Origin of the sequence: Vulcanococcus sp. CPBay_Sum15L08_68 (genome assembly GCF_017855895.1) — a bacterium.
Classification (GTDB): domain Bacteria; phylum Cyanobacteriota; class Cyanobacteriia; order PCC-6307; family Cyanobiaceae; genus Vulcanococcus.
Genome location: NZ_JAFMFX010000019.1, coordinates 1 through 17,837 on the forward strand (window position 1 = coordinate 1; position 17,837 = coordinate 17,837).

The window sequence follows — 17,837 nt, forward strand, 5'->3', positions numbered from 1 at the left end:
GCTTTCGCCGGTGTGGTCCTCACCGGCTTTGTCCCAGGCCATCGAGGCGCTCCAGCGCACCCAGCAGCCCCCCACCAGGCCAGCCGGATCCTGGCCGTGGAGTGCGGCGATCTCGGCCAGGCGCTGGTCCGTGCGCTCCAGTTCCTCCACCACGATCAGCGAGCCTCCGGCTTCGGCGCGGCGGTGCAGCAGGTGATGGACGCTGCGCTGGGAGCGCCAGCGGCCGCAGCTCAGCTGGAAAAAGCTGAGGGCATCCTCAATCGCAAGGGTCACGGCGCTGCAGCAGATGCAGCGATGATCGCAAGCCGTAGTCGTCTCCTGCAGCCGTGCTCAGCGGAGTCCTGGCGGCCTTGGCGGGAGCCCTGTGTTGGACCCTTGCCAGCAGTCTTTGGCGGCGGTTGCCAACGGCCCTCAGCGCCAGCCAGCTCAATCTGCTTAAGAACGCTCTGGCGCTGCTGTTGCTGCTGCCGCTTTTGGGCGCGTCCGGCGTTGGCTCCCGATGGAGCGATCCCTGGGCCTTCTGGCTGCTGGTCGCCAGTGGGGTTCTCGGCATTGCCATTGGCGACAGCCTCTTCTTTGCCGCCCTGCGCCGCATCGGAACCCGGCGCACCCTGACCCTTGATGCGGGCGGTCCCGCGGTGACGGCGCTCTTGGGAATGGCGGCCCTGGCCGAGAGCCCCAGTCTTCTGCAATGGCTGGGGATTGCCCTGATCACAGCGGCCCTGGCTCTGGTGGCAGGCCGTGATGCCGGGGCGCCTCGCTCGCGGGACTGGGGCCTGGGGGTTGCGCTGGCCCTGGGGGCCTTGGCCTGCGGCAGTGGCGGAGCCGTCTTGGCCCGGGCGGCCCTGCGCTCCGGTGCGATCGATCCGCTGCAGGCGGCCGCGCTGCGCCTCTTGGCGGCAACTCTCGTCCTGCTGCCGCTGCTGCCGTCTCTGCTGCAGCGACATCAGGGGCCGCTTCCGCAGCGGCGGCGTTGGCCCCTGGGGATCCTCGCCACCTTGCTGGGGACCAGCGCTGGGATTGCCCTGCAGCAAACCGCCCTGCAGCAGTTGCCGGGGGCGCTGGCGGTGTCACTCCTGGCGACCGCTCCGGTGATGGCGCTCCCCTTGGCCTCCCTGGAGGGGGACCGCCCCGGCTGGCGAGGCGCCCTGGCGGCCCTGATGGGCCTGGCTGGGGTCAGTTGTGTGGTGGCTTAAGCCGCGCATCGGCCTGCCGTTGTCCCCAGCGCACCAGGTCGGCGATCTCCAGCTGAAGCGCGGGTTTTCCGAGGTCGTTGCCGATGCTGGCCAGCTGGGCTGAGGCCTTGCCCAATTGCTCCACCAGAACGGGAATAAAGGTCGGGTCCACCGCCAGGTTGGGTTGCTGCTCGGCCCAGGCGCTCAGACGGGCCCCCTCCGGTAGGTCTTCCCCTTGGGCGGCCGCCTGTTGCAGGCAGCGCAGGCTATGGGCCAGCAGGCGCAGGTGATGGCGCTCGAAGGCCGGGAGCAGCGTGCTCTCGAGTTCGCTGAGGTCCGCTTCGCTCAGCACGGCGTCAGCCGGAAACCGCAGGCCTGGTTGCCCTCGAGCAGCCAGTGGACCCGATCGACCTTGCAATCGGGGAAGGTCTGTCTGATCAGCTCCAGTTCCTGATCGCAGACGCAGGGGAATTGCTGGGCGATGGACTGAACCGAGCAGTGGAACTCGCTCAGTACCCAGCTGTCCTGGCCTGGTTCGGCGTGGAACTCGGCGACGTAACCCTCGCGCCGCCGCAGCTCCACCAAGCGCTCCAGCCGTTCCAGGACCGTGCCGGCGCCGATGTGTCTGCGGTAGTCCTCGGCCTTGTCGCTGGCCTGCCGCTCGAGCAGCTCCTCGACCATCCCGCTGGGCAGGTTGGCGGTCATCGAGCTCAGGAGGCCCAGGGCGAAATGTTCGCTGCCGTTGGGGAAGTGTCCGCGTCCATTGCTAGTCAGGCGCCAGCGGTTGCTGGGCCGACCTTGGCCCTCGCTGGCGGGACTGGCTTCCACCAAACCCTCGTCTTCTAAGGAGCGCAGATGGCGCCGCATGACTTGGACCGACACCTGAAGCGCCTCGGCGAGCTGGGCAGCCGTGAGCTCCCCCTGCCGCAACATCAGGCTGAGAGCGGCTTCGCGTGTCGGTGACTGGGCGGAGACGCTCATGTTGGAAAGCGGTCATCCACACCATGCCACGGCTAAACGGGCGCTGACGAGTGAGCCGAGAAGGCCCTCCCCCCGATTGGCACCGGCAACGCGCAACAATGACCACTCACTGCTGACGGTTCAGGCCTCTATCGTTCACTTACGAAACCCTGGTGTTTCGTAAGTTGTTGATGGACGAGCTGTCAGCCCCGCTGGGCGCCAGTCCTCGCCCGGCACGTCCGTTCCAGCTTTGTCTCTGCGCTCATGTCTGCAGCCCCCTCCCCGTCAGCCAGCGACAGCCTTGAGGTGATCCGCAAGTTTGCGGAGACCTACGCCCAGCGCACGGGGACCTATTTCTGCAGCGATCCCAGCGTGACGGCTGTCGTGCTCGAGGGTCTGGCCCGTCACAAGGACGAGCTGGGCGGCGCTCTGTGCCCCTGCCGCCACTACGAAGACAAGGAGGCCGAAGTGGCGCAGGCCTTCTGGAACTGCCCTTGCGTGCCGATGCGTGAGCGCAAGGAATGCCACTGCATGCTGTTTTTGACCGAGGACAATCCCTTCCGCGGTGAGAACCAGACCATCTCGATGGAAGACGTCAAAGCCCATACGGGCGGTTGAGGCTCACCCATGAGTAACGCTCAGGCCGTTGGTGATTTAGTCAGCCAGCCGTACAAGTACGGCTTCGTCACTGACATCGAAACCGAGAAGATCGCCAAGGGCCTCAGCGAGGACGTGGTGCGTCTGATTTCCAGCAAGAAGGACGAGCCGTCTTTCCTGCTGGACTTTCGCCTGCGGGCCTATCGCCAGTGGCTCCAGATGGAGGAACCGGACTGGGCCGCTTTGGGCTACCCGCCCATCGACTACCAAGACGTCGTTTATTACGCCGCTCCCAAGCAGCAAGAGAAGAAGACCAGCCTCGATGAGGTGGATCCGAAGCTGCTGGAAACCTTTGACAAGCTTGGAATCCCCCTAAGCGAGCAAAAACGGCTGTCCAACGTCGCTGTTGACGCCGTCTTCGACAGTGTCTCGATCGCCACGACCTACAAGGAAAAGCTGGCTGAGCACGGTGTCGTCTTCTGCTCGATCAGCGAGGCCGTCAAGGAATACCCCGAGCTCATCGAGCGCTATCTGGGGACGGTGGTCCCGAGCAACGACAACTATTTCGCGGCGCTGAATTCAGCTGTCTTCAGTGACGGCTCCTTCGTCTTCATTCCCAAGGGCGTCGAATGCCCGATGGAGCTGTCGACCTATTTCCGGATCAACTCGGGAGACACCGGGCAGTTCGAGCGCACCTTGATCGTTGCGGAAGAGGGTGCCTCCGTGAGCTACCTCGAGGGTTGCACCGCCCCGATGTTCGACACCAACCAACTGCATGCGGCAGTGGTGGAACTGGTGGTGCTTGATGACGCCTCGATCAAGTACTCGACCGTTCAGAACTGGTACGCCGGTGATGAGAACGGTGTGGGCGGCATCTACAACTTCGTGACCAAGCGCGGTCAGTGCCGTGGTGCCCGCAGCAAGATCAGCTGGACCCAGGTGGAAACCGGTTCAGCGATCACCTGGAAGTACCCCAGTTGCGTGCTCCAGGGCGCCGATTCGGTGGGCGAGTTCTACTCGGTGGCCCTGACCAACAACATGCAGCAGGCCGACACCGGCACAAAGATGATCCACGTGGGCCCGCGCACCCGCTCGACGATCGTCAGCAAGGGCATCAGCGCTGGGCGCTCGTCCAACAGCTACCGCGGTCTGGTCCAGATCGGACCGAAAGCCACCGGCGCCAAGAACTACAGCCAGTGCGACTCGATGTTGATTGGCGATCAAGCCGCCGCCAACACCTATCCCTATATCCGCTCCCAGCAGCCCCAGGCCGCTGTTGAGCACGAGGCCAGCACCTGCCGTATCTCAGAAGATCAGCTCTTCTATCTGCAGAGCCGCGGCATCGGTTTTGAAGAGGCCGTCTCGATGATGGTCAGCGGCTTCTGCCGCGATGTCTTCAACCAGCTGCCGATGGAGTTCGCCGCCGAGGCGGACAAGTTGCTGGCCCTGAAGCTTGAGGGCTCAGTCGGCTAAGCCCACCGCTGACCCCGGCCCGATGCGGGCCCTTTGTTTCCCTTTCGTCTCCCTTCCCCGTGATTCGCCCTGACGCTCCAGTGCTGCTTGAGATCCGGGATCTCCACGCTCGAGTCGAGGACAAGGAGATCCTCAAGGGCGTCAACCTGACCATCCGTGCCGGCGAGATCCATGCGGTGATGGGCCGCAATGGCAGCGGTAAGAGCACCCTCTCCAAGGTCCTGGCTGGTCATCCCGCTTACACCGTCACCGGCGGCAGCGTGACCTACCGCGGCGAGAACCTGCTGGAACTGGATCCCGAGCAACGGGCCCGCACGGGCGTGTTCCTGGGCTTCCAGTACCCGGTGGAAATTCCGGGGGTGAGCAACCTGGAGTTCCTGCGGGTGGCCACCAACGCGCGCCGCGCCCAGAAGGGTGAGGAGGAGCTCGACACCTTCGCGTTTGAAGACCTCGTTCGTGAGCGTCTGCAGGTGGTCCAGATGGATCCCGCCTTCCTTGATCGCTCGGTGAACGAAGGCTTCAGCGGCGGCGAGAAAAAGCGCAACGAGATCCTCCAGATGGCCCTGCTGGATCCCCTGGTGGCGATTCTCGATGAGACCGACTCCGGCCTGGACATCGACGCCCTGCGGATCGTGGCTGGCGGCGTCAATCAGCTGGCGAGCCCCGACAACGCGACCCTGCTGATCACCCACTACCAGCGCTTGCTCGACGCCATCACCCCGGACTATGTCCACGTGATGGCGGCCGGGCGGATGCTGCGCACCGGCGGCAAAGAACTGGCCCTGGAGCTTGAAGAGCGCGGCTACGACTGGGTGGACCAGGAGCTGGCCGCCTTGGCTGCCGCGGAGGTGGCCTGATGACCGCCAGCCTCAGCGCCCCCACCCAACGGGCAGCTTGGCTGGAGCAATGGCTCTCCCAGCTCCCTGCCGCCTCGGGTGCCCTGGCGGCTGTGCAGCAGCGCGGTCGCGCTGCCCTGGCCCAGCAGGGCGTTCCCTCCTCGCGCAGTGAGGATTGGCGCTTCACCGACCTGAGCCTGCTGCAGGCGCTTCCCTTGGCGGCGGCTCAGCCTGCCCAGCCCACCCTCGCCGCCGGCGGGTCCGTGCTGCGCTTGCAGCTCGATGGCCAAAGCGATCCCCTGGCGGGGGTGACCCTGCCCGCAGGGCTTGAGGTCCTCAGCGAGGCGGAACTGGCCCAAGGGTTGGGCCACACCCTGGCGGCCACGGGCTGTCAGCAGCACTGGCCGGTGGAACTGAACCAGGCCAGCGCCACGCAGGTCCTGGCCCTTCGGGTCAAGAGCCGAGCCTCGGCGGCCCTGGAGCTGGTCAGCGCTAGCGCCGGGGGCATGCTTCCCCTGCGGATCCTGCTGGTGCTGGAGGAGAAGGCCCAGCTGGATCTCTCCCAGCTGATCGAGGCCCGGGCCGCGGGTCTGGTCAGCCTGGTGATCGAGGCCCACCTGGCCCGCAGCGCCCAGCTGCGCCATGGCCTGGTGGCCTTTGGCCAGAGCGATGCCGCCCTGTTCAGTCACATCGCCGTTGAGCAAGAGCCGGAAAGCCAGGCTGCCCTCAGCAACGTCGCTGCGGGTTGGGGACTAGCCCGGCACGAGCCGCGGTTGGTGCAGGTGCAGGGCCAGGCCCACTCGCTCCTGCGCGGTCTGCAGTTGGTGGGCGGTCAGCAGATCGCTGACACCCACAGCTTTGTGCAGTTCTCTGGCCCCGAAGGGGAGCTCGATCAGGTCCACAAGGCGGTGGCCGCCGGCCAGGGCCGCAGCGTCTTCAACGGCGCTGTGCGCGTGCCCCGGGAAGCTCAGCAGACCAATGCCGCGCAGTTGAGCCGCAACCTGCTGCTCTCGGACCGGGCCCGGATCGACACCAAACCCGAGCTTGAGATCGTTGCCGATGACGTCAAGTGCGCCCATGGCGCCACGGTCAGCAGCCTGCAAACCGATGAGCTCTTCTATCTCCAGAGCCGCGGTATTGGCGCGGAGCAGGCCGCCGGCCTGCTGAAGCGCGCCTTCTGCGAAGAGGTCCTGCGCGCCCTGCCGGAGCCCGCGCGCCAGTGGTGCCCCCTGGATCAGCTGGAGCTGGAATCGGCATGAGCAGCTCCTCCAGCCTGATGAGCGTTCCTGCTGTTGATTTGGCCGCCCAGACGCGGCAGGACTTCCCCCTGCTGGCCCAGACGGCCTGCTTGGGGCAGCCGTTGATCTATCTCGATCACGCCGCCACCAGCCAGAAGCCCCATCAGGTCCTGGATGCCCTGCGGCACTACTACGACCACGACAACGCCAACGTTCACCGGGGCGCGCACCAGCTCAGCGCCCGTGCCACCGAGGGCTTTGAGGGGGCTCGGGCCAAGGCTGCGGCCTTCATCGGCGCCTCCAGTCCCAACGAAATCGTCTTCACCCGCAACGCCAGTGAGGCGATCAACCTGGTCGCCCGCAGTTGGGGTGAAGCCAACCTGCGCCCGGGCGATGAGGTGCTGCTGACGGTGATGGAGCACCACAGCAACCTGGTGCCCTGGCAACTGCTGGCGGATCGCACCGGCTGCGTCCTGCGCCATGCCGGCCTGAGCGAGAGCGGTGAGCTCGACCTGGAGGACCTGCGCAGCAAGATCACCGACCGCACACGGCTGGTGAGCCTGGTGCAGGTCAGCAACACCCTGGGCTGCCTCAATCCGATCAGCCAGGTGGCGGCCCTGGCCCATGCCGCCGGTGCCCTGGTGCTGGTGGATGCCTGCCAGAGCCTTCCCCACCTGCCGGTCAACGTCAAGGAGCTGGACGCCGACTTTTTGGTGGGCAGCTCCCACAAGCTCTGCGGTCCCACGGGGATGGGTTTCCTCTGGGGCAGGGAGGCCCTGCTGGAAGCCATGCCTCCCTTCCTCGGCGGCGGCGAGATGATCCAGGACGTCTACCTGGACCACAGCAGCTGGGCTGGGCTACCCCACAAATTTGAGGCCGGCACCCCCGCCATCGGTGAGGCGATCGGTATGGGCGCGGCCCTGGACTACCTCCAGGCCCTGGGTCTCGATCGCATCCATGCCTGGGAGCAGCAGCTCACGGCCCATCTGTTTGAGCGCCTGCAGGCCATCGATGGCCTGACGGTTCTTGGCCCCACGCCGGAGCAGCAGCCGGATCGGGCGGCCCTGGCGGCCTTCCATGTCGAGGGTGTCCACGCCAACGACATCGCTGCCCTGCTGGATTCCGCTGGCATCTGCATCCGCAGCGGCCACCACTGCACCCAGCCCCTGCATCGCCACTACGGCCTCAGTGCCTCAGCGCGGGCCAGCCTGAGCTTCACCACGACGATCGAGGAGATCGATCGCTTCGCGGAGGAACTGCAGGGAACCATCAGCTTCCTGCGCGAGCACAGCTAGGCGGGGCTGAGGACGGCCATGGCCTCGGCCCCATGGCGTCCCTCCCAGGCCCACTGCCAGCTCCAGCCCGCCTCCTGGGCGATCCCTTCAATGACGCCCCGCTCGGCGGGGTAATCAAAGCGCTGGATGTGGGCGAGCACCGCCTGGCGTTGGTCGGCGCCAAGGGCGCTCCAGCCCTGCACCCGCCCCCCGTAGCGGGCCAGATAGGCCTCTCGGCTTTCCCCGGCTTGGCGGAAGACATCAACCCAGATCAAGCGGCCGCCTGGGGTGATGCGTCTGCGGCATCCCTTTAGCCAGTTGGCCTTGTCCTGGTCCTGCTGGAGGTGATGCACCGCATAGCTGCTGTGGATCACCTCCACCGCCTCGGCCTGCGGCGCGTTGGCCCAGCTCAGCAGATCCTCCGCCAGCCAGGAGCGGGGGAAGGGGGCCTGGCTTAAGGCGGCTTGCGCCAGGGGCAGCACCTCGGCGCAGAGGTCCAGCCCCGTGTAGTGCCCCAGGGGCAAGGTCTGCAGCAGCGGTGCCAGCAAGCCAAGATCGCCGCAGCCCAAATCCACCAGGTTGGGGGCCTGGGCCGTTGCGCAGACCTGCCGCAGCACCTGCCCGCAGGCCAGGCTCATGGCCTGGTGCTCCATCAGGTCGTGATCCAACACGGCCCGGTAGGTGGCCCACTGCCGCTGAAACAGGTCCATGACGCCGCCATCCCCCAGCGCCCCAACCCTATTTCTGGTGGTCCTGGGTGGACGCACCGCCAGCAGCCTGATCGAGTTGCATGACGTCCGCTTTGTTGCGGGGCGCTCCATCGAGGACACCATTCCGGAGCTCAAGCGGCAGTGGTTCGGGAGGCGTGAGGGTCTGCACCTGGATGCCTACATGGCGGTGCGGGCGATCGATGGCTGGGCGGTGAGCCTCGGGCGCGAGCCCGCCGCGCCCCGGCCCGAGCGGCTCTGGTTCGTCAACCTGGGCGCCTACCGCCCGGACTCCCTGGCGGAACTGCACCAGTTCGGCCTGGTGGTGGCCCGCTCCCCGCAGGCGGCCAAGGCCGCGGCGAAACGCCAGTGGCTCCACGGCGCGCTGCAGCAGCACAAGGACGACCTCTGCGCGGTGGACGACTGCCTGGCCCTCGAGCAGCTGGAGTTGCTCGGCGGCCAGCGTTGGCATGTCCAGCTCTCCCCCGATCCTGAGGGGACCAGCCAGCTCCAGGTGCCCGATTGGCAGGGCTATCGCCCGATCTGAGCGGGGCCGCAGGGGATGATCGGTGCAGTCAATCGGTAGCCATGAAGATCGACGGCCAGGCCTGGCGCACCATCTGGCTGGAGCCGGGTGGCCGCTCGATCGGGGTCATCGATCAGATCCAGCTGCCGCATCAGTTCACCACCCGCACGCTGCGCAGCTGCGATGAAGCGGCCGAGGCCATCCGCACGATGGTCGTGCGCGGCGCCCCCCTGATCGGTGTCACCGGGGCCTACGGCCTGATGCTCGCCCTGCAGGTCGACCCCAGCGATGCCTCCCTGGCGGCGGCCTTTGATCAGCTCAATGCCACCCGCCCGACGGCGGTCAACCTGCGCTGGGCTCTGGAGCGTGTTCGTGATCGGGTGGCGCCGCTGCCCCCGGCTGAGCGGGCCGAGGCGGCCCAGGTTGAGGCCGGCGCCATCGCCGATGAGGACGTCGCCATGTGCGAGGCCATCGGCGAGCACGGCCTGGAGCTCTTCCAGAAGCTGGCGGCCGCTCGGCCCGGTCAGACCCTCAATGTGTTGACCCACTGCAATGCCGGTTGGTTGGCCACGGTGGATTGGGGCACGGCCCTGGCGCCGATCTACAAGGCCCACCGCGCTGGCCTGGACATTCATGTCTGGGTGGATGAGACCCGCCCCCGCAACCAGGGCGCCTCGCTCACGGCCTATGAGCTCGGCCGCGAAGGGGTGCCCCACACCGTCATCGTCGACAACGCCGGCGGCCACCTGATGCAGCACGGCCAGGTGGATGCCGTGATCGTCGGCACCGACCGCACGACCCGCCGCGGCGACGTCTGCAACAAGATCGGCACCTACCTCAAGGCCCTGGCGGCGCGGGACAACAACATCCCCTTCTATGTGGCCCTGCCGGCCTCGACGATCGACTGGTCCATCGATGACGGCGTCGCCGAGATCCCAATCGAGGCCCGCAGCCCCGAGGAAGTCACCCACATTCAGGGCCGCAGCCCCGAGGGGGCGATCACCACGGTTCAGCTCAGCCCTGACGGCAGCCCGGGCTTTAACCCCGCCTTTGATGTCACCCCAGCGCGTCTGGTCACGGCGCTGATCACCGAGCGGGGTGTGGTCGCCGCCAGCGCCGCCGGCCTCCAGGAGCTCTACGGCGATGTCTGATCTGGATCTGCGCGAGCAACTGGTCGACTGCGCCCGGCGCATGCAGGCCAGCGGCATCAACCAGGGCACCTCCGGCAACCTCTCGGTGCGCATCGCCGGCGGGATGCTGATCACCCCCAGCTCCCTGCCCTATGAGCAGATGCAGCCCAGTGACCTGGTGGCGCTGGATCTCAAGGGGGAGCCCCTGTTCATCCCGGCCGATGGCCGCCCCCAACGGCGGCCCTCCTCGGAGTGGCGGCTGCACGCCGATGTCCTGGCGAGCCGGCCGGAGGTGCAGGCGGTGCTGCACTGCCATTCGATCCACGCCACAGCCCTGGCCTGCCATGGCCGTGACATCCCCCCCTTCCACTACATGACGGCGGTGGCCGGTGGCCATGACATCCGCTGCGCCCCCTACGCCACCTTTGGCACCCAGGAGCTCTCCGATGGGGTCGTTCAGGCCCTCGAGGGACGGCTGGCTTGCCTGATGGCCCAGCACGGTCAGGTGGCGGTGGGCCCCACCCTCGACAAGGCCCTGGCCCTGGCGGTGGAGGTGGAGACCCTGGCGCGGATCTACCTGCAGGCCCTGGCCCTCGGCGAACCACCTCTGCTGAGTGGGGAGCAGATGGAGCAGGTGCGCCACCAGTTCCGCACCCTGCTCTACCGGGCCTCCTCGAGCTCGGGCAGCTGAGCGATCCAGAGCCCCGCGGCCCCGGCCAGCAGCATCACCGCTGCGCAGACCAGGGTCCAGACCGGTAGCCCCCAGCCGGCCACGGCCAGGGGGGCCACCACCGTGATCACCCCACCGGAGAGCAGGGGCTGCAGCAGCAGTTGCTTGAGCGAAAAGGCCGGCAGGGCGTCGCTGTGATTCTCCGGATCCGCCATCCGCAGCAGCAGCAGGCCGGAGGCGGCGACGCCGGTGGCCTGGCCAAATTCCACCAGGGCCCGCTCAAACCAGTCCTTGGGCAGCAGCTTCGGCGCGAGCCAGAGGCAGATCAGCAGATTCCAGCTCAAGCCAGCTCCCGCCAGCAGGGTGATCGGTAGCCAGTTGGCCTGGAGTAACTGCAGGTTCAACCCCGCGGTGGCTGAGGCGATCAGTAGATCCGCCGCCAGGGTGCTCACTTCGCTCTGGATCGGGGCGGAGGCCCACTGGCTGCGCTCGCTGCGCTCCAGCAGCCAACGCACCAGCAGCGACCCCAGGATCGCCAGCGGGAACACCGGCAGGGCCTGGCCCACCGTGGCGACGCCGCCTCCGATCCAGCCTGTCCCCAGCCGCAGCAGCAGTTGCAGCAGCCAGCCGATGGCCACGGCGATGCCCACCAGGCCCAGGTTGCAGAGCCAAGCCGCCCAGGGATTGCTCGGGCCCTCGGCCCCGCTCACCGCCGCTGGAGCGACCTGGATTGCTTCCGGCGCCAGGTCCGCCACCAGCCATCCCCGTGCCCGACCGAGCACCACCACCAGTCCCCCCACCAGGGTCGAGGACAGCAGGCCCACGGTGGCCAGGGCCAGGCCCAGGTCCTGGCCGCTCTCAAACCCCAGGGCCGCATAGCTCGCCCCCATGGCCGCAGCGGAGCCATGCCCCCCCTCAAAGGCCACCTCGATCAGGCAGGCCATCACCGGGCTGAAGCCCAGCAGGGGCTGCAGCACCAGCAGCACCGCCAGCCCGGCCACCACGTACTGACCGAAGGCCAGCACCAGCGCCAGGGAGACATGGCCGCCCACGGGCTTCAGCACGCCCGAGAGCTTGGGCAGCGGCTTGCCCAGCATCAAGGAGCCGAAGACCAAGGTGAGCAGCACCAGGGGCAGTTGGGCCCAGAGCTCCATCAGGTGCTCGGGCAGCAGCGGGAAGGGCCCCTTGGGGGCGACCAGTAGACCCAAGACGCCCGCGACCAGGGCCTCGGGAATGCCCCAGAGCTGCAGCTGTAGCCGCCGGCCAATGGCTCGGCCCGTCGCCAGGATTCCCGCCAGAACACCCCCCGCCAGGACGAGCCAGCTGATCCCATCGACGAGGTCAGCGCTCCAGAGTCCCGGCAGAAGCTCAGCCATTACAGGGCGAAGTGCGCGCGGAAGAAGGCCTCCGTCGCCTCCAGGACCTCAATTTGGGTGCTGCCCTTGCGGAAGCCGTGGCCCTCTTCCGGGAACAGGCGCACCTCCACCGGGATGCCTTTGTTGCGCAGGGCCTCGGCCATCCGCTCGGTTTGCTCCGGGGGGACCACCACGTCCTCGAGGCCCTGGAAGAAGATCACCGGGCAGCTCATCCGTTCGGCATGGTTCAACGGTGAGCGGGCGGCGTAGAGCGCGCGTTGCTCGGGCCACGGGCCCACCAGGCCATCGAGGTAGCGGGCCTCAAAGCGGTGGGTGTCCTCCGCCAGGGCACTCAGGTCGGCCACGCCGTAGCGGCTGGCACCGGCAGAGAAGCAGTCGCTGAAACAGAGGGCCGCCAGGGTGGTGAAGCCCCCGGCGCTGCCGCCTTCGATCGCCACCCGTTTGGGGTGGGCCTGCCCCTGCTCGATCAGGGCCTGGGCCGCAGCGGCGCAGTCCGCCACATCCACGACGCCCCACTGGCCGTTGAGTCGTTCGCGGTAGGCCCGGCCAAAGCCGGTGGAACCGCCGTAGTTCACATCCACCACGCCCCAACCGCGGCTGGTCCAGAACTGAATGGCCAGGTTCAGGCCCGTGCGGGCCATGGCGGTCGGGCCGCTGTGGCTCTTCACCAGCAGGGGCGCCTCGCTGTGGCCACCGCCGGTTGGCGGGTAGTACCAGGCCTGGGTGGCCTGGCCGCCGTGGCCGTCAAACCACAGCTCTTGGGGCTGGCTGATGGCCTCCTGTGCAATCGGGCAGGGGGCCGCTGGTTGATGCCGCCAGCTCCCGGTCTTCAGGTCGAGCTCCAGCAAGCCCGAGGGCAGGGTGGGGCTGCTGGCGATGCAGGCCAGTTGGCCCGCCTGGGCGCAGAGCCCCGCCAGATCACTGCAGGGTTGCTCGAGCGGCCGCCAGCTTTGGTCCTTGAGCTCCCCGAGCTCCCAGCGGCCCTGCCGGCAGGCGAGGGCCAGCAGGCGCTCACCATCCCAGGCATGGGTGCTCATGCCAAAGACCCACTGGGGCATGGCGAATTCGGCCTGCTCGTGCAGCAGGGGCTGCCAACGGGGCGTCTCCAGCGCGTCCTGCTCGGCTGCGGACCAGCGCTCGAGGTTCCAGAAGCCGCTGCGGTCATTGGCCACCACCAGGTCGCGTCCGGCCCAGATCGGCTGAAAGACCGAGATGGCCTGGGGATCCTCGGGAGCGCTGCCGGCAACGCGACGGCCGGGGCCCAGCTGGCCGGAGGCCTGAACGTCCGCCAGCCAGAGGCTGCTGCAGTCCCAGGGCATGGCCGGCTGCTGCCACTCCACCCAGGCCAGCCGCGCTCCATTGGGGCTCAGGGCGGGATAGCCGCAGAAGTCCGCGGCCTGATGGAGCTCGACCAGCTCCCCGCCGGCCAGGGGTAGCGCCACCAGGTGGTCTTGACCGTCGCGCTCCAGAACGCCAATCCAGCGGTCCCGCTGCCGGTCGATCAGGCCGCCACCGAGGGCCCCCTCAAAACGCTTGCCCTGGGGCGTGAGCAGTCGCTGCGGTTCGGCCCCCGGTTGATCGAGATCCAGGCGCCAGAGGCAGCGGTCGGCGTCATGGACGAACACGGCCACGGCCTCTCCATTGGCGCGCCGGCCGATGGCGCAGGGGCCGCCGCCGTACTCATGGACGCGGCAGCGCAGGTTCCAATCCCCCGGGGTGCATTCGCGGGGCTCCTGCCCCTGGGCTGCGCGCCCCATCAAGGTGGTGCGCCCCTGTTCGTGGGGACGCTGCTCGAGCCAATAGAGCGCCCCATCCAGCAGCGCGGGCTCTTTCAGGCTTGGGGTTTTCCCCAGCACCACCTCGGCGGAGAGGGGAGTGAGCGTGGCTGGTGGGGACAGGCTCAACGGAACAGGCCGATTAGGCCTCCTAGAATCGCTGTTCGCAACGCCGTTGAGGACAGGTCTTGGCCAATAGCTTCGCCAAGTTGGCGCGCTCGGCTGAGCTCTCGGGACGCCTGCAGGTGTCTAAGGAGCCCATCGAGAACCCTCCCTACGACATCCACAAGCTGGGTGATGAGGTCCTGCGCGAGCCGGCGCGACGCATCGGCAAGGTGGATGACGCGGTGCGCAAGCTGGCCACCGACATGCTCGTCAGCATGTACGCCGCCAAAGGCATCGGTCTGGCCGCTCCCCAGATCGGCGTGAATCAGCAGTTGCTGGTGATTGACCTGGAGTTGGAGGATCCCAGCAGCCCTCCTTTGGTCTTGATCAACCCGGAGATCACCTCCGTCGGCGGCGGGCTCTGCACCTATGAGGAGGGTTGCTTGAGCATCCCCGGGGTCTATCTGGATGTGGTGCGCCCCAGCGTGGTGGACGTCAGCTACCGCGATGCCTTTGGCCGTCCCAAGCGGATGAAGGCCGATGGCCTGATGGCCCGCTGCATCCAGCACGAGATGGATCACCTCAACGGGGTGCTCTTCGTCGATCGGGTCACCGACGAGGAGAAGCTCGTCGAGGGCCTCAATGAAAAGGGCTTTAATCGCTCCGACGTTCACACCATCGCCTGAGCCTTCGAGATGCCGATGAAACCCCTGGCGGGACTGTTTCTCGCCCTGGCTTGCGTGCTGGGTATTGCAGCCACTGGCTCGGTCTTCGAGTTGGCCTACGGCGACCCTGAGCTGGGGGTCAAGACCACCGGCACGATCTTGGGCCTGGCCCTGCCGGGAACGCTGATCAGCCTGCTGGTGGCGATCCGGATCAATAAGCCGGCCTGAGGGACTGGCGCCGCTGGCGATCACTTTTACGATCAGCCCCTGCCAACCCAAGCGACTCTGTGTTTTCTCTGGTCCGATCCCTGGCTGCCCTGCTTCCGCTTGCCGGCCTGATGGCTGGCGGCGTGCAGGCCAAAGCGTTGTTTGACGCTGTGGAGGTGGACCAGACCAAGTTCGTCATCGTCGCGGCTCCGATCGGCACCGGCGAACGGGCTCAGCTGAACATCTACGAACAGCGCAAGGACACCCGGCCCTGCTTTGCCCTGGCCGAGGAAGGGCCGGTCAAGGTCGATCCCCTGCTCTCCAGTTTTGACTTCACGGGGATCTGCAGCCGTTACATCGACGGCAATGGCTATTCCCTGCGGGTTGGGGAGGAGGACCTCGCCAGCACCTACCGCATCAGTGTTGTGCGCGAGAAGGGGGACAACGTGCTGATGGCGTTCCCCTCCAAGCCGAGTGCAGGGCCGGAGATGGTGATTGCCCGCAGCGGCGGCCACAGCCAAAACACCGACTACCTGCTGCTCCAGCCCGAGCCGGGCTGGAAGTTGATGCGGCGCCAGTTCGGTGGACGCAACCTGGGGCACGTGTACATCTACCGGGACAGCTGGCCGGTGGCGGAGCAGCCCGCGACCACCGGTGATCAACCAGCGCCTGAGGCTCCTGTTCCAGGGCTCTGGTGAAGAGCACTTGCTACCATCTTCAAACTGCAAAATTCCTAGATCGGTTTTATGACCCAGGTCACCGTCGGCGAGAACGAGGGCATTGAGTCGGCGCTGCGCCGCTTCAAGCGCCAGGTCTCCAAGGCCGGGATCTTCGCCGATCTCAAGCGCCTGCGTCACCACGAGACCCCCGTCGAGAAGTACAAGCGCAAAGCCCAACAGCGCCGCCGCCGCCGCTGAGCCTCGGCTTCAGCCCAAGCGTCCCTGCGGGAATCGGTAGAAACACCGATTCCCGCTTTTTCATGGCTACCAATGATGGAGAAGGTCTCCGTCGAGGTGCGCTGTGAAGCAGTTAATCAGTGCCATCAACCGCTGGTTTGGCAAGAGCGTGGGCAATGCCTTCGGCAATCCCCTCGAGGAGCGGCAGCACCTGCCCCCCAACGTGGGCGTTCAGCCCTATCGCGATACCCCGCCCCACAAGCACTAGGCCGTAAAGCTGCGGTAGGTCAGGGCCTCGGCCACGGCTTGGGGCCCGACCTGATCGTCGTCGTTGAGATCCGCGATCGTTCGGGCCACGCTCAGCAGCCGCTGACCGCTGCGGGCTGAGAGCGCCCGAGCGGCCATGACCTGCTCCCAAAGGGCCAGCGTGTCCTGGCTGAACGCGCCCGTATCGCGCAGGTCGCGGGCGCTGAGCCTGTGGTTGCTCCCTGCACCTGGATTGCGCTGCTTCATGCGCAGGCGCGCCTGCTGGATGCGCTGGGAGGCGGAGGCTGTCGATTCCGGGGGCCTCCGCTCGCTGGAGGCGCTGTAGCCCTGCCGCAGGACCTGCGCGGGCACCCGTTGCATCACGACCTGGAGGTCGATGCGATCGAGCAACGGGCCCGAGAGGCGGCCCCAGTAGCGCTGGCGCTCGGATGTGGTGCAGCTGCAGTCGTGCTCCGGGTCGCCGTACCAGCCGCAGGGACAGGGGTTGGTGGCGGCCACCAGGCTGATGCAGCAGGGGTAGTGGAGCTGCTGCTTGGCCCGGCTGAGCCGGAGGGTTCCCTGCTCGAGCGGTTGCCGCAGTTGATTGAGCACATCGCGGCGGAACTCCCCCAGCTCATCGAGAAAGAGCACGCCCCGGTGGGCCAGGGCCAATTCCCCCGGCCTTGGGCAACTGCCGCCGCCCAGGAGTGCCGCGCTGGAGCAGCTGTGGTGCGGGCTGCGGAAGGGCCGGGTGCGGATCAATCCGCCCAGCTGCTCCAGTTCACCTGCCACCGAATAGAGCTGGGTGATCTCCAGCTGCTCCGCTGGGCTGAGGGGCGGCAGCAGTCCGGCCAGGCTCTGGGCCAGCAGGGTTTTGCCGCAACCGGGCGGGCCGACCAGCAGGAGGTGATGGCCCCCGGCCGCTGCGATCTCCAGGGCCCGCCGGCCGTGGGCCTGGCCCTGGATCTCCTGCAGGTCCACGGGAATCGGCGTGGGCTGTGGTGTGTCGCTTGAGGGCTGCAGCGGGCCGGGGCTGTAGTCCGGCTGCAGTGCCTCGAGCGCTTCGCACAGGCTGCTGACTGGGCGCACCTCCAGGCCGCTGACCAAGCGAGCCTCAGGGCCGTTGGCCTGGGGGACCAGCAGGGCCCGGGCCCCCGCCCGCTGGGCGGCCAGGGCGATGGAGAGGGCGCCGCGGATCGGTCGCAACTGGCCATCGAGACCCAGCTCCCCGCAACACCAGATCCCCTCCAGTCGCGCGGGCTCGAGCTGCCCGCTGGCACAGGCCAGGGCGAGGGCGATGGGGAGATCAAAGCTGGGGCCCTGTTTGCGCCGGTCGGCCGGCGCCAGGCTGACGATCACCCGCGAGAGGGGCAGCCGTAGGCCGCTGTTGCGCAGGGCTGAGCGCACCCGCTCCCTGGATTCCTGAACGGCTGCATCGGCCAGACCGACGATCACCAGGGCCGGGAGTCCCGGGGCGAGATCCACCTCGACCTGGACGGGGTAGGCCTCGATTCCCGCTAACGCGGCGGTGCTTGATCGTGCCAGCATCGGCTCATGGACAGCGCTCTATAGACGTTCCACCGCTGTTTCACCAGCCCATGGCCGACGCCGCTGACCTCGCCAGCAACGACACGATTTTTGGCCGCATCCTGCGGGGGGAGATCCCGTGCGATCAGGTCTATGCCGATGAGCAGTGCCTGGCCTTCCGCGACGTGGCTCCGCAGGCACCGGTGCACGTCCTGGTGATCCCCCGCGAGCACATCGTCAACCTGGCGGAGGCCGAGGCCAGCCAGGAGCAGTTGCTGGGCCATCTGCTGCTGGTGGCCGCCAAGGTGGCCAAGCAGGAGGGACTGAGCGGTTTTCGAACGGTGATCAATAGCGGTGAGGAGGCCGGCCAGACCGTCTTTCACCTGCATGTGCACCTGATTGGTGGCCGTCCCTTGGCTTGGCCTCCAGGCTGAGTTCCCAGCGGCGAGAATGA

Annotated in this window: 22 protein-coding genes; 15 read left to right on the plus strand and 7 right to left on the minus strand. The window is 67.4% G+C overall.

Annotated elements, in window-relative coordinates; genetic code table 11:
* A partial coding sequence (locus tag QZ189_RS04855; RefSeq protein WP_296421123.1) for a phycobiliprotein lyase occupies positions 1-273 on the minus strand: 273 nt, incomplete at its 3' end.
* A 53-nt stretch (positions 274-326) separates the two neighbouring features.
* Between QZ189_RS04855 and QZ189_RS04860 the strand changes: the two genes are divergently transcribed.
* Entirely contained in the window at positions 327-1,196 is an 870-nt protein-coding gene (locus QZ189_RS04860; protein WP_296421125.1) for a DMT family transporter, read from the plus strand.
* Here the strand turns inward: QZ189_RS04860 and QZ189_RS04865 are convergent.
* Together QZ189_RS04865 and sufR are read right to left on the minus strand one after the other, a co-directional pair.
* Complete coding sequence (locus QZ189_RS04865) at positions 1,177-1,527, minus strand: hypothetical protein (RefSeq protein ID WP_296416307.1); 351 nt, start codon at positions 1,525-1,527, stop codon at positions 1,177-1,179. The genes QZ189_RS04860 and QZ189_RS04865 overlap by 20 nt on opposite strands.
* Positions 1,521-2,156, minus strand: a complete 636-nt coding sequence (sufR, locus tag QZ189_RS04870; protein ID WP_296421127.1) for an iron-sulfur cluster biosynthesis transcriptional regulator SufR — start codon at positions 2,154-2,156, stop codon at positions 1,521-1,523. The genes QZ189_RS04865 and sufR overlap by 7 nt, the downstream gene beginning before the upstream one ends.
* 243 nt (positions 2,157-2,399) lie before the next feature.
* On the opposite strand from sufR, the gene QZ189_RS04875 reads away from it, so the two are divergent.
* The 5 genes from QZ189_RS04875 to QZ189_RS04895 are packed head-to-tail and all read left to right on the plus strand — an operon-like array spanning position 2,400 to position 7,574.
* Positions 2,400-2,753 carry a ferredoxin-thioredoxin reductase catalytic domain-containing protein gene (locus QZ189_RS04875; protein ID WP_010313046.1) on the plus strand — a complete coding sequence of 118 codons (354 nt, stop codon included), beginning with the start codon at positions 2,400-2,402 and terminating at the stop codon, positions 2,751-2,753.
* A gap of 9 nt (positions 2,754-2,762) precedes the next feature.
* Positions 2,763-4,205 (plus strand): Fe-S cluster assembly protein SufB, encoded by a 1,443-nt coding sequence (sufB, locus tag QZ189_RS04880; protein ID WP_010313045.1) that lies wholly within the window; start codon positions 2,763-2,765, stop codon positions 4,203-4,205.
* A 59-nt stretch (positions 4,206-4,264) separates the two neighbouring features.
* The gene (gene sufC, locus QZ189_RS04885; RefSeq protein WP_029625992.1) at positions 4,265-5,062 is read left to right on the plus strand and encodes a Fe-S cluster assembly ATPase SufC; all 798 of its coding nucleotides are present in this window, start codon (positions 4,265-4,267) and stop codon (positions 5,060-5,062) included.
* Complete coding sequence (sufD, locus tag QZ189_RS04890) at positions 5,062-6,300, plus strand: Fe-S cluster assembly protein SufD (RefSeq protein ID WP_296416305.1); 1,239 nt, start codon at positions 5,062-5,064, stop codon at positions 6,298-6,300. The genes sufC and sufD overlap by 1 nt, the downstream gene beginning before the upstream one ends.
* On the plus strand, positions 6,297-7,574 hold the full coding sequence (locus QZ189_RS04895) for a SufS family cysteine desulfurase (RefSeq protein ID WP_296416304.1): 1,278 nt from the start codon (positions 6,297-6,299) through the stop codon (positions 7,572-7,574). The genes sufD and QZ189_RS04895 overlap by 4 nt, the downstream gene beginning before the upstream one ends.
* Here the strand turns inward: QZ189_RS04895 and QZ189_RS04900 are convergent.
* A complete protein-coding gene (locus tag QZ189_RS04900; RefSeq protein ID WP_296421128.1) occupies positions 7,571-8,263 on the minus strand; it encodes a class I SAM-dependent methyltransferase in 693 nt (230 codons plus the stop codon). The genes QZ189_RS04895 and QZ189_RS04900 overlap by 4 nt on opposite strands.
* Here QZ189_RS04900 and QZ189_RS04905 point away from each other — a divergent pair.
* Genes QZ189_RS04905 through QZ189_RS04915 form a run of 3 tightly spaced genes read left to right on the plus strand, consistent with a single transcriptional unit; the run spans position 8,262 to position 10,607 of the window.
* Positions 8,262-8,807: a DUF1543 domain-containing protein gene (locus QZ189_RS04905; RefSeq protein ID WP_296421130.1), complete on the plus strand. Its 546-nt coding sequence runs from the start codon at positions 8,262-8,264 to the stop codon at positions 8,805-8,807. The two genes, QZ189_RS04900 and QZ189_RS04905, sit on opposite strands and share 2 nt — an antisense overlap.
* A gap of 41 nt (positions 8,808-8,848) precedes the next feature.
* On the plus strand, positions 8,849-9,937 hold the full coding sequence (gene mtnA, locus QZ189_RS04910) for an S-methyl-5-thioribose-1-phosphate isomerase (RefSeq protein WP_296421131.1): 1,089 nt from the start codon (positions 8,849-8,851) through the stop codon (positions 9,935-9,937).
* Complete coding sequence (locus QZ189_RS04915) at positions 9,930-10,607, plus strand: class II aldolase/adducin family protein (protein WP_247479508.1); 678 nt, start codon at positions 9,930-9,932, stop codon at positions 10,605-10,607. The genes mtnA and QZ189_RS04915 overlap by 8 nt, the downstream gene beginning before the upstream one ends.
* Here QZ189_RS04915 and QZ189_RS04920 read toward each other — a convergent pair.
* On the minus strand, positions 10,577-11,962 hold the full coding sequence (locus QZ189_RS04920) for a sodium/glutamate symporter (RefSeq protein WP_296421132.1): 1,386 nt from the start codon (positions 11,960-11,962) through the stop codon (positions 10,577-10,579). The two genes, QZ189_RS04915 and QZ189_RS04920, sit on opposite strands and share 31 nt — an antisense overlap.
* Positions 11,962-13,866 carry a prolyl oligopeptidase family serine peptidase gene (locus QZ189_RS04925; protein WP_296421133.1) on the minus strand — a complete coding sequence of 635 codons (1,905 nt, stop codon included), beginning with the start codon at positions 13,864-13,866 and terminating at the stop codon, positions 11,962-11,964. The genes QZ189_RS04920 and QZ189_RS04925 overlap by 1 nt, the downstream gene beginning before the upstream one ends.
* Positions 13,867-13,925: 59 nt before the next feature.
* Between QZ189_RS04925 and def the strand changes: the two genes are divergently transcribed.
* From def to QZ189_RS04950, 5 genes are all read left to right on the plus strand, one after another.
* Entirely contained in the window at positions 13,926-14,528 is a 603-nt protein-coding gene (gene def / locus QZ189_RS04930; protein ID WP_010313028.1) for a peptide deformylase, read from the plus strand.
* A gap of 9 nt (positions 14,529-14,537) precedes the next feature.
* The gene (locus tag QZ189_RS04935; RefSeq protein WP_010313026.1) at positions 14,538-14,735 is read left to right on the plus strand and encodes a hypothetical protein; all 198 of its coding nucleotides are present in this window, start codon (positions 14,538-14,540) and stop codon (positions 14,733-14,735) included.
* 59 nt (positions 14,736-14,794) lie between these two features.
* Positions 14,795-15,412, plus strand: a complete 618-nt coding sequence (locus QZ189_RS04940; protein ID WP_296416298.1) for a DUF3747 domain-containing protein — start codon at positions 14,795-14,797, stop codon at positions 15,410-15,412.
* Between the two features lie 48 nt (positions 15,413-15,460).
* Positions 15,461-15,631: a 30S ribosomal protein S21 gene (gene rpsU / locus QZ189_RS04945; RefSeq protein WP_010304532.1), complete on the plus strand. Its 171-nt coding sequence runs from the start codon at positions 15,461-15,463 to the stop codon at positions 15,629-15,631.
* Between the two features lie 103 nt (positions 15,632-15,734).
* On the plus strand, positions 15,735-15,878 hold the full coding sequence (locus QZ189_RS04950) for a hypothetical protein (protein WP_010313022.1): 144 nt from the start codon (positions 15,735-15,737) through the stop codon (positions 15,876-15,878).
* Here QZ189_RS04950 and QZ189_RS04955 read toward each other — a convergent pair.
* Positions 15,875-17,404, minus strand: coding sequence for a YifB family Mg chelatase-like AAA ATPase (locus tag QZ189_RS04955; RefSeq protein ID WP_296421134.1), 1,530 nt, complete (start codon positions 17,402-17,404; stop codon positions 15,875-15,877). The genes QZ189_RS04950 and QZ189_RS04955 overlap by 4 nt on opposite strands.
* 50 nt (positions 17,405-17,454) lie before the next feature.
* On the opposite strand from QZ189_RS04955, the gene QZ189_RS04960 reads away from it, so the two are divergent.
* Positions 17,455-17,817, plus strand: coding sequence for a histidine triad nucleotide-binding protein (locus tag QZ189_RS04960; protein WP_296416296.1), 363 nt, complete (start codon positions 17,455-17,457; stop codon positions 17,815-17,817).
* The last annotated feature ends 20 nt before the right edge of the window (positions 17,818-17,837 follow it).

What these genes read in the sequence shown, in the direction of transcription:
- sufD (WP_296416305.1), top strand. Translation starts at nt 5,062, where the DNA reads ATGACCGCCAGCCTCAGCGCCCCCACCCAACGGGCAGCTTGGCTGGAG.
- QZ189_RS04895 (WP_296416304.1), top strand. Translation starts at nt 6,297, where the DNA reads ATGAGCAGCTCCTCCAGCCTGATGAGCGTTCCTGCTGTTGATTTGGCC.
- QZ189_RS04915 (WP_247479508.1), top strand. Translation starts at nt 9,930, where the DNA reads ATGTCTGATCTGGATCTGCGCGAGCAACTGGTCGACTGCGCCCGGCGC.
- sufR (WP_296421127.1), bottom strand. Translation starts at nt 2,156, where the DNA reads ATGAGCGTCTCCGCCCAGTCACCGACACGCGAAGCCGCTCTCAGCCTG.
- QZ189_RS04875 (WP_010313046.1), top strand. Translation starts at nt 2,400, where the DNA reads ATGTCTGCAGCCCCCTCCCCGTCAGCCAGCGACAGCCTTGAGGTGATC.
- QZ189_RS04920 (WP_296421132.1), bottom strand. Translation starts at nt 11,962, where the DNA reads ATGGCTGAGCTTCTGCCGGGACTCTGGAGCGCTGACCTCGTCGATGGG.
- mtnA (WP_296421131.1), top strand. Translation starts at nt 8,849, where the DNA reads ATGAAGATCGACGGCCAGGCCTGGCGCACCATCTGGCTGGAGCCGGGT.
- QZ189_RS04955 (WP_296421134.1), bottom strand. Translation starts at nt 17,404, where the DNA reads ATGCTGGCACGATCAAGCACCGCCGCGTTAGCGGGAATCGAGGCCTAC.
- rpsU (WP_010304532.1), top strand. Translation starts at nt 15,461, where the DNA reads ATGACCCAGGTCACCGTCGGCGAGAACGAGGGCATTGAGTCGGCGCTG.
- sufB (WP_010313045.1), top strand. Translation starts at nt 2,763, where the DNA reads ATGAGTAACGCTCAGGCCGTTGGTGATTTAGTCAGCCAGCCGTACAAG.
- QZ189_RS04935 (WP_010313026.1), top strand. Translation starts at nt 14,538, where the DNA reads ATGCCGATGAAACCCCTGGCGGGACTGTTTCTCGCCCTGGCTTGCGTG.
- QZ189_RS04900 (WP_296421128.1), bottom strand. Translation starts at nt 8,263, where the DNA reads ATGGACCTGTTTCAGCGGCAGTGGGCCACCTACCGGGCCGTGTTGGAT.
- QZ189_RS04905 (WP_296421130.1), top strand. Translation starts at nt 8,262, where the DNA reads ATGACGCCGCCATCCCCCAGCGCCCCAACCCTATTTCTGGTGGTCCTG.
- QZ189_RS04960 (WP_296416296.1), top strand. Translation starts at nt 17,455, where the DNA reads ATGGCCGACGCCGCTGACCTCGCCAGCAACGACACGATTTTTGGCCGC.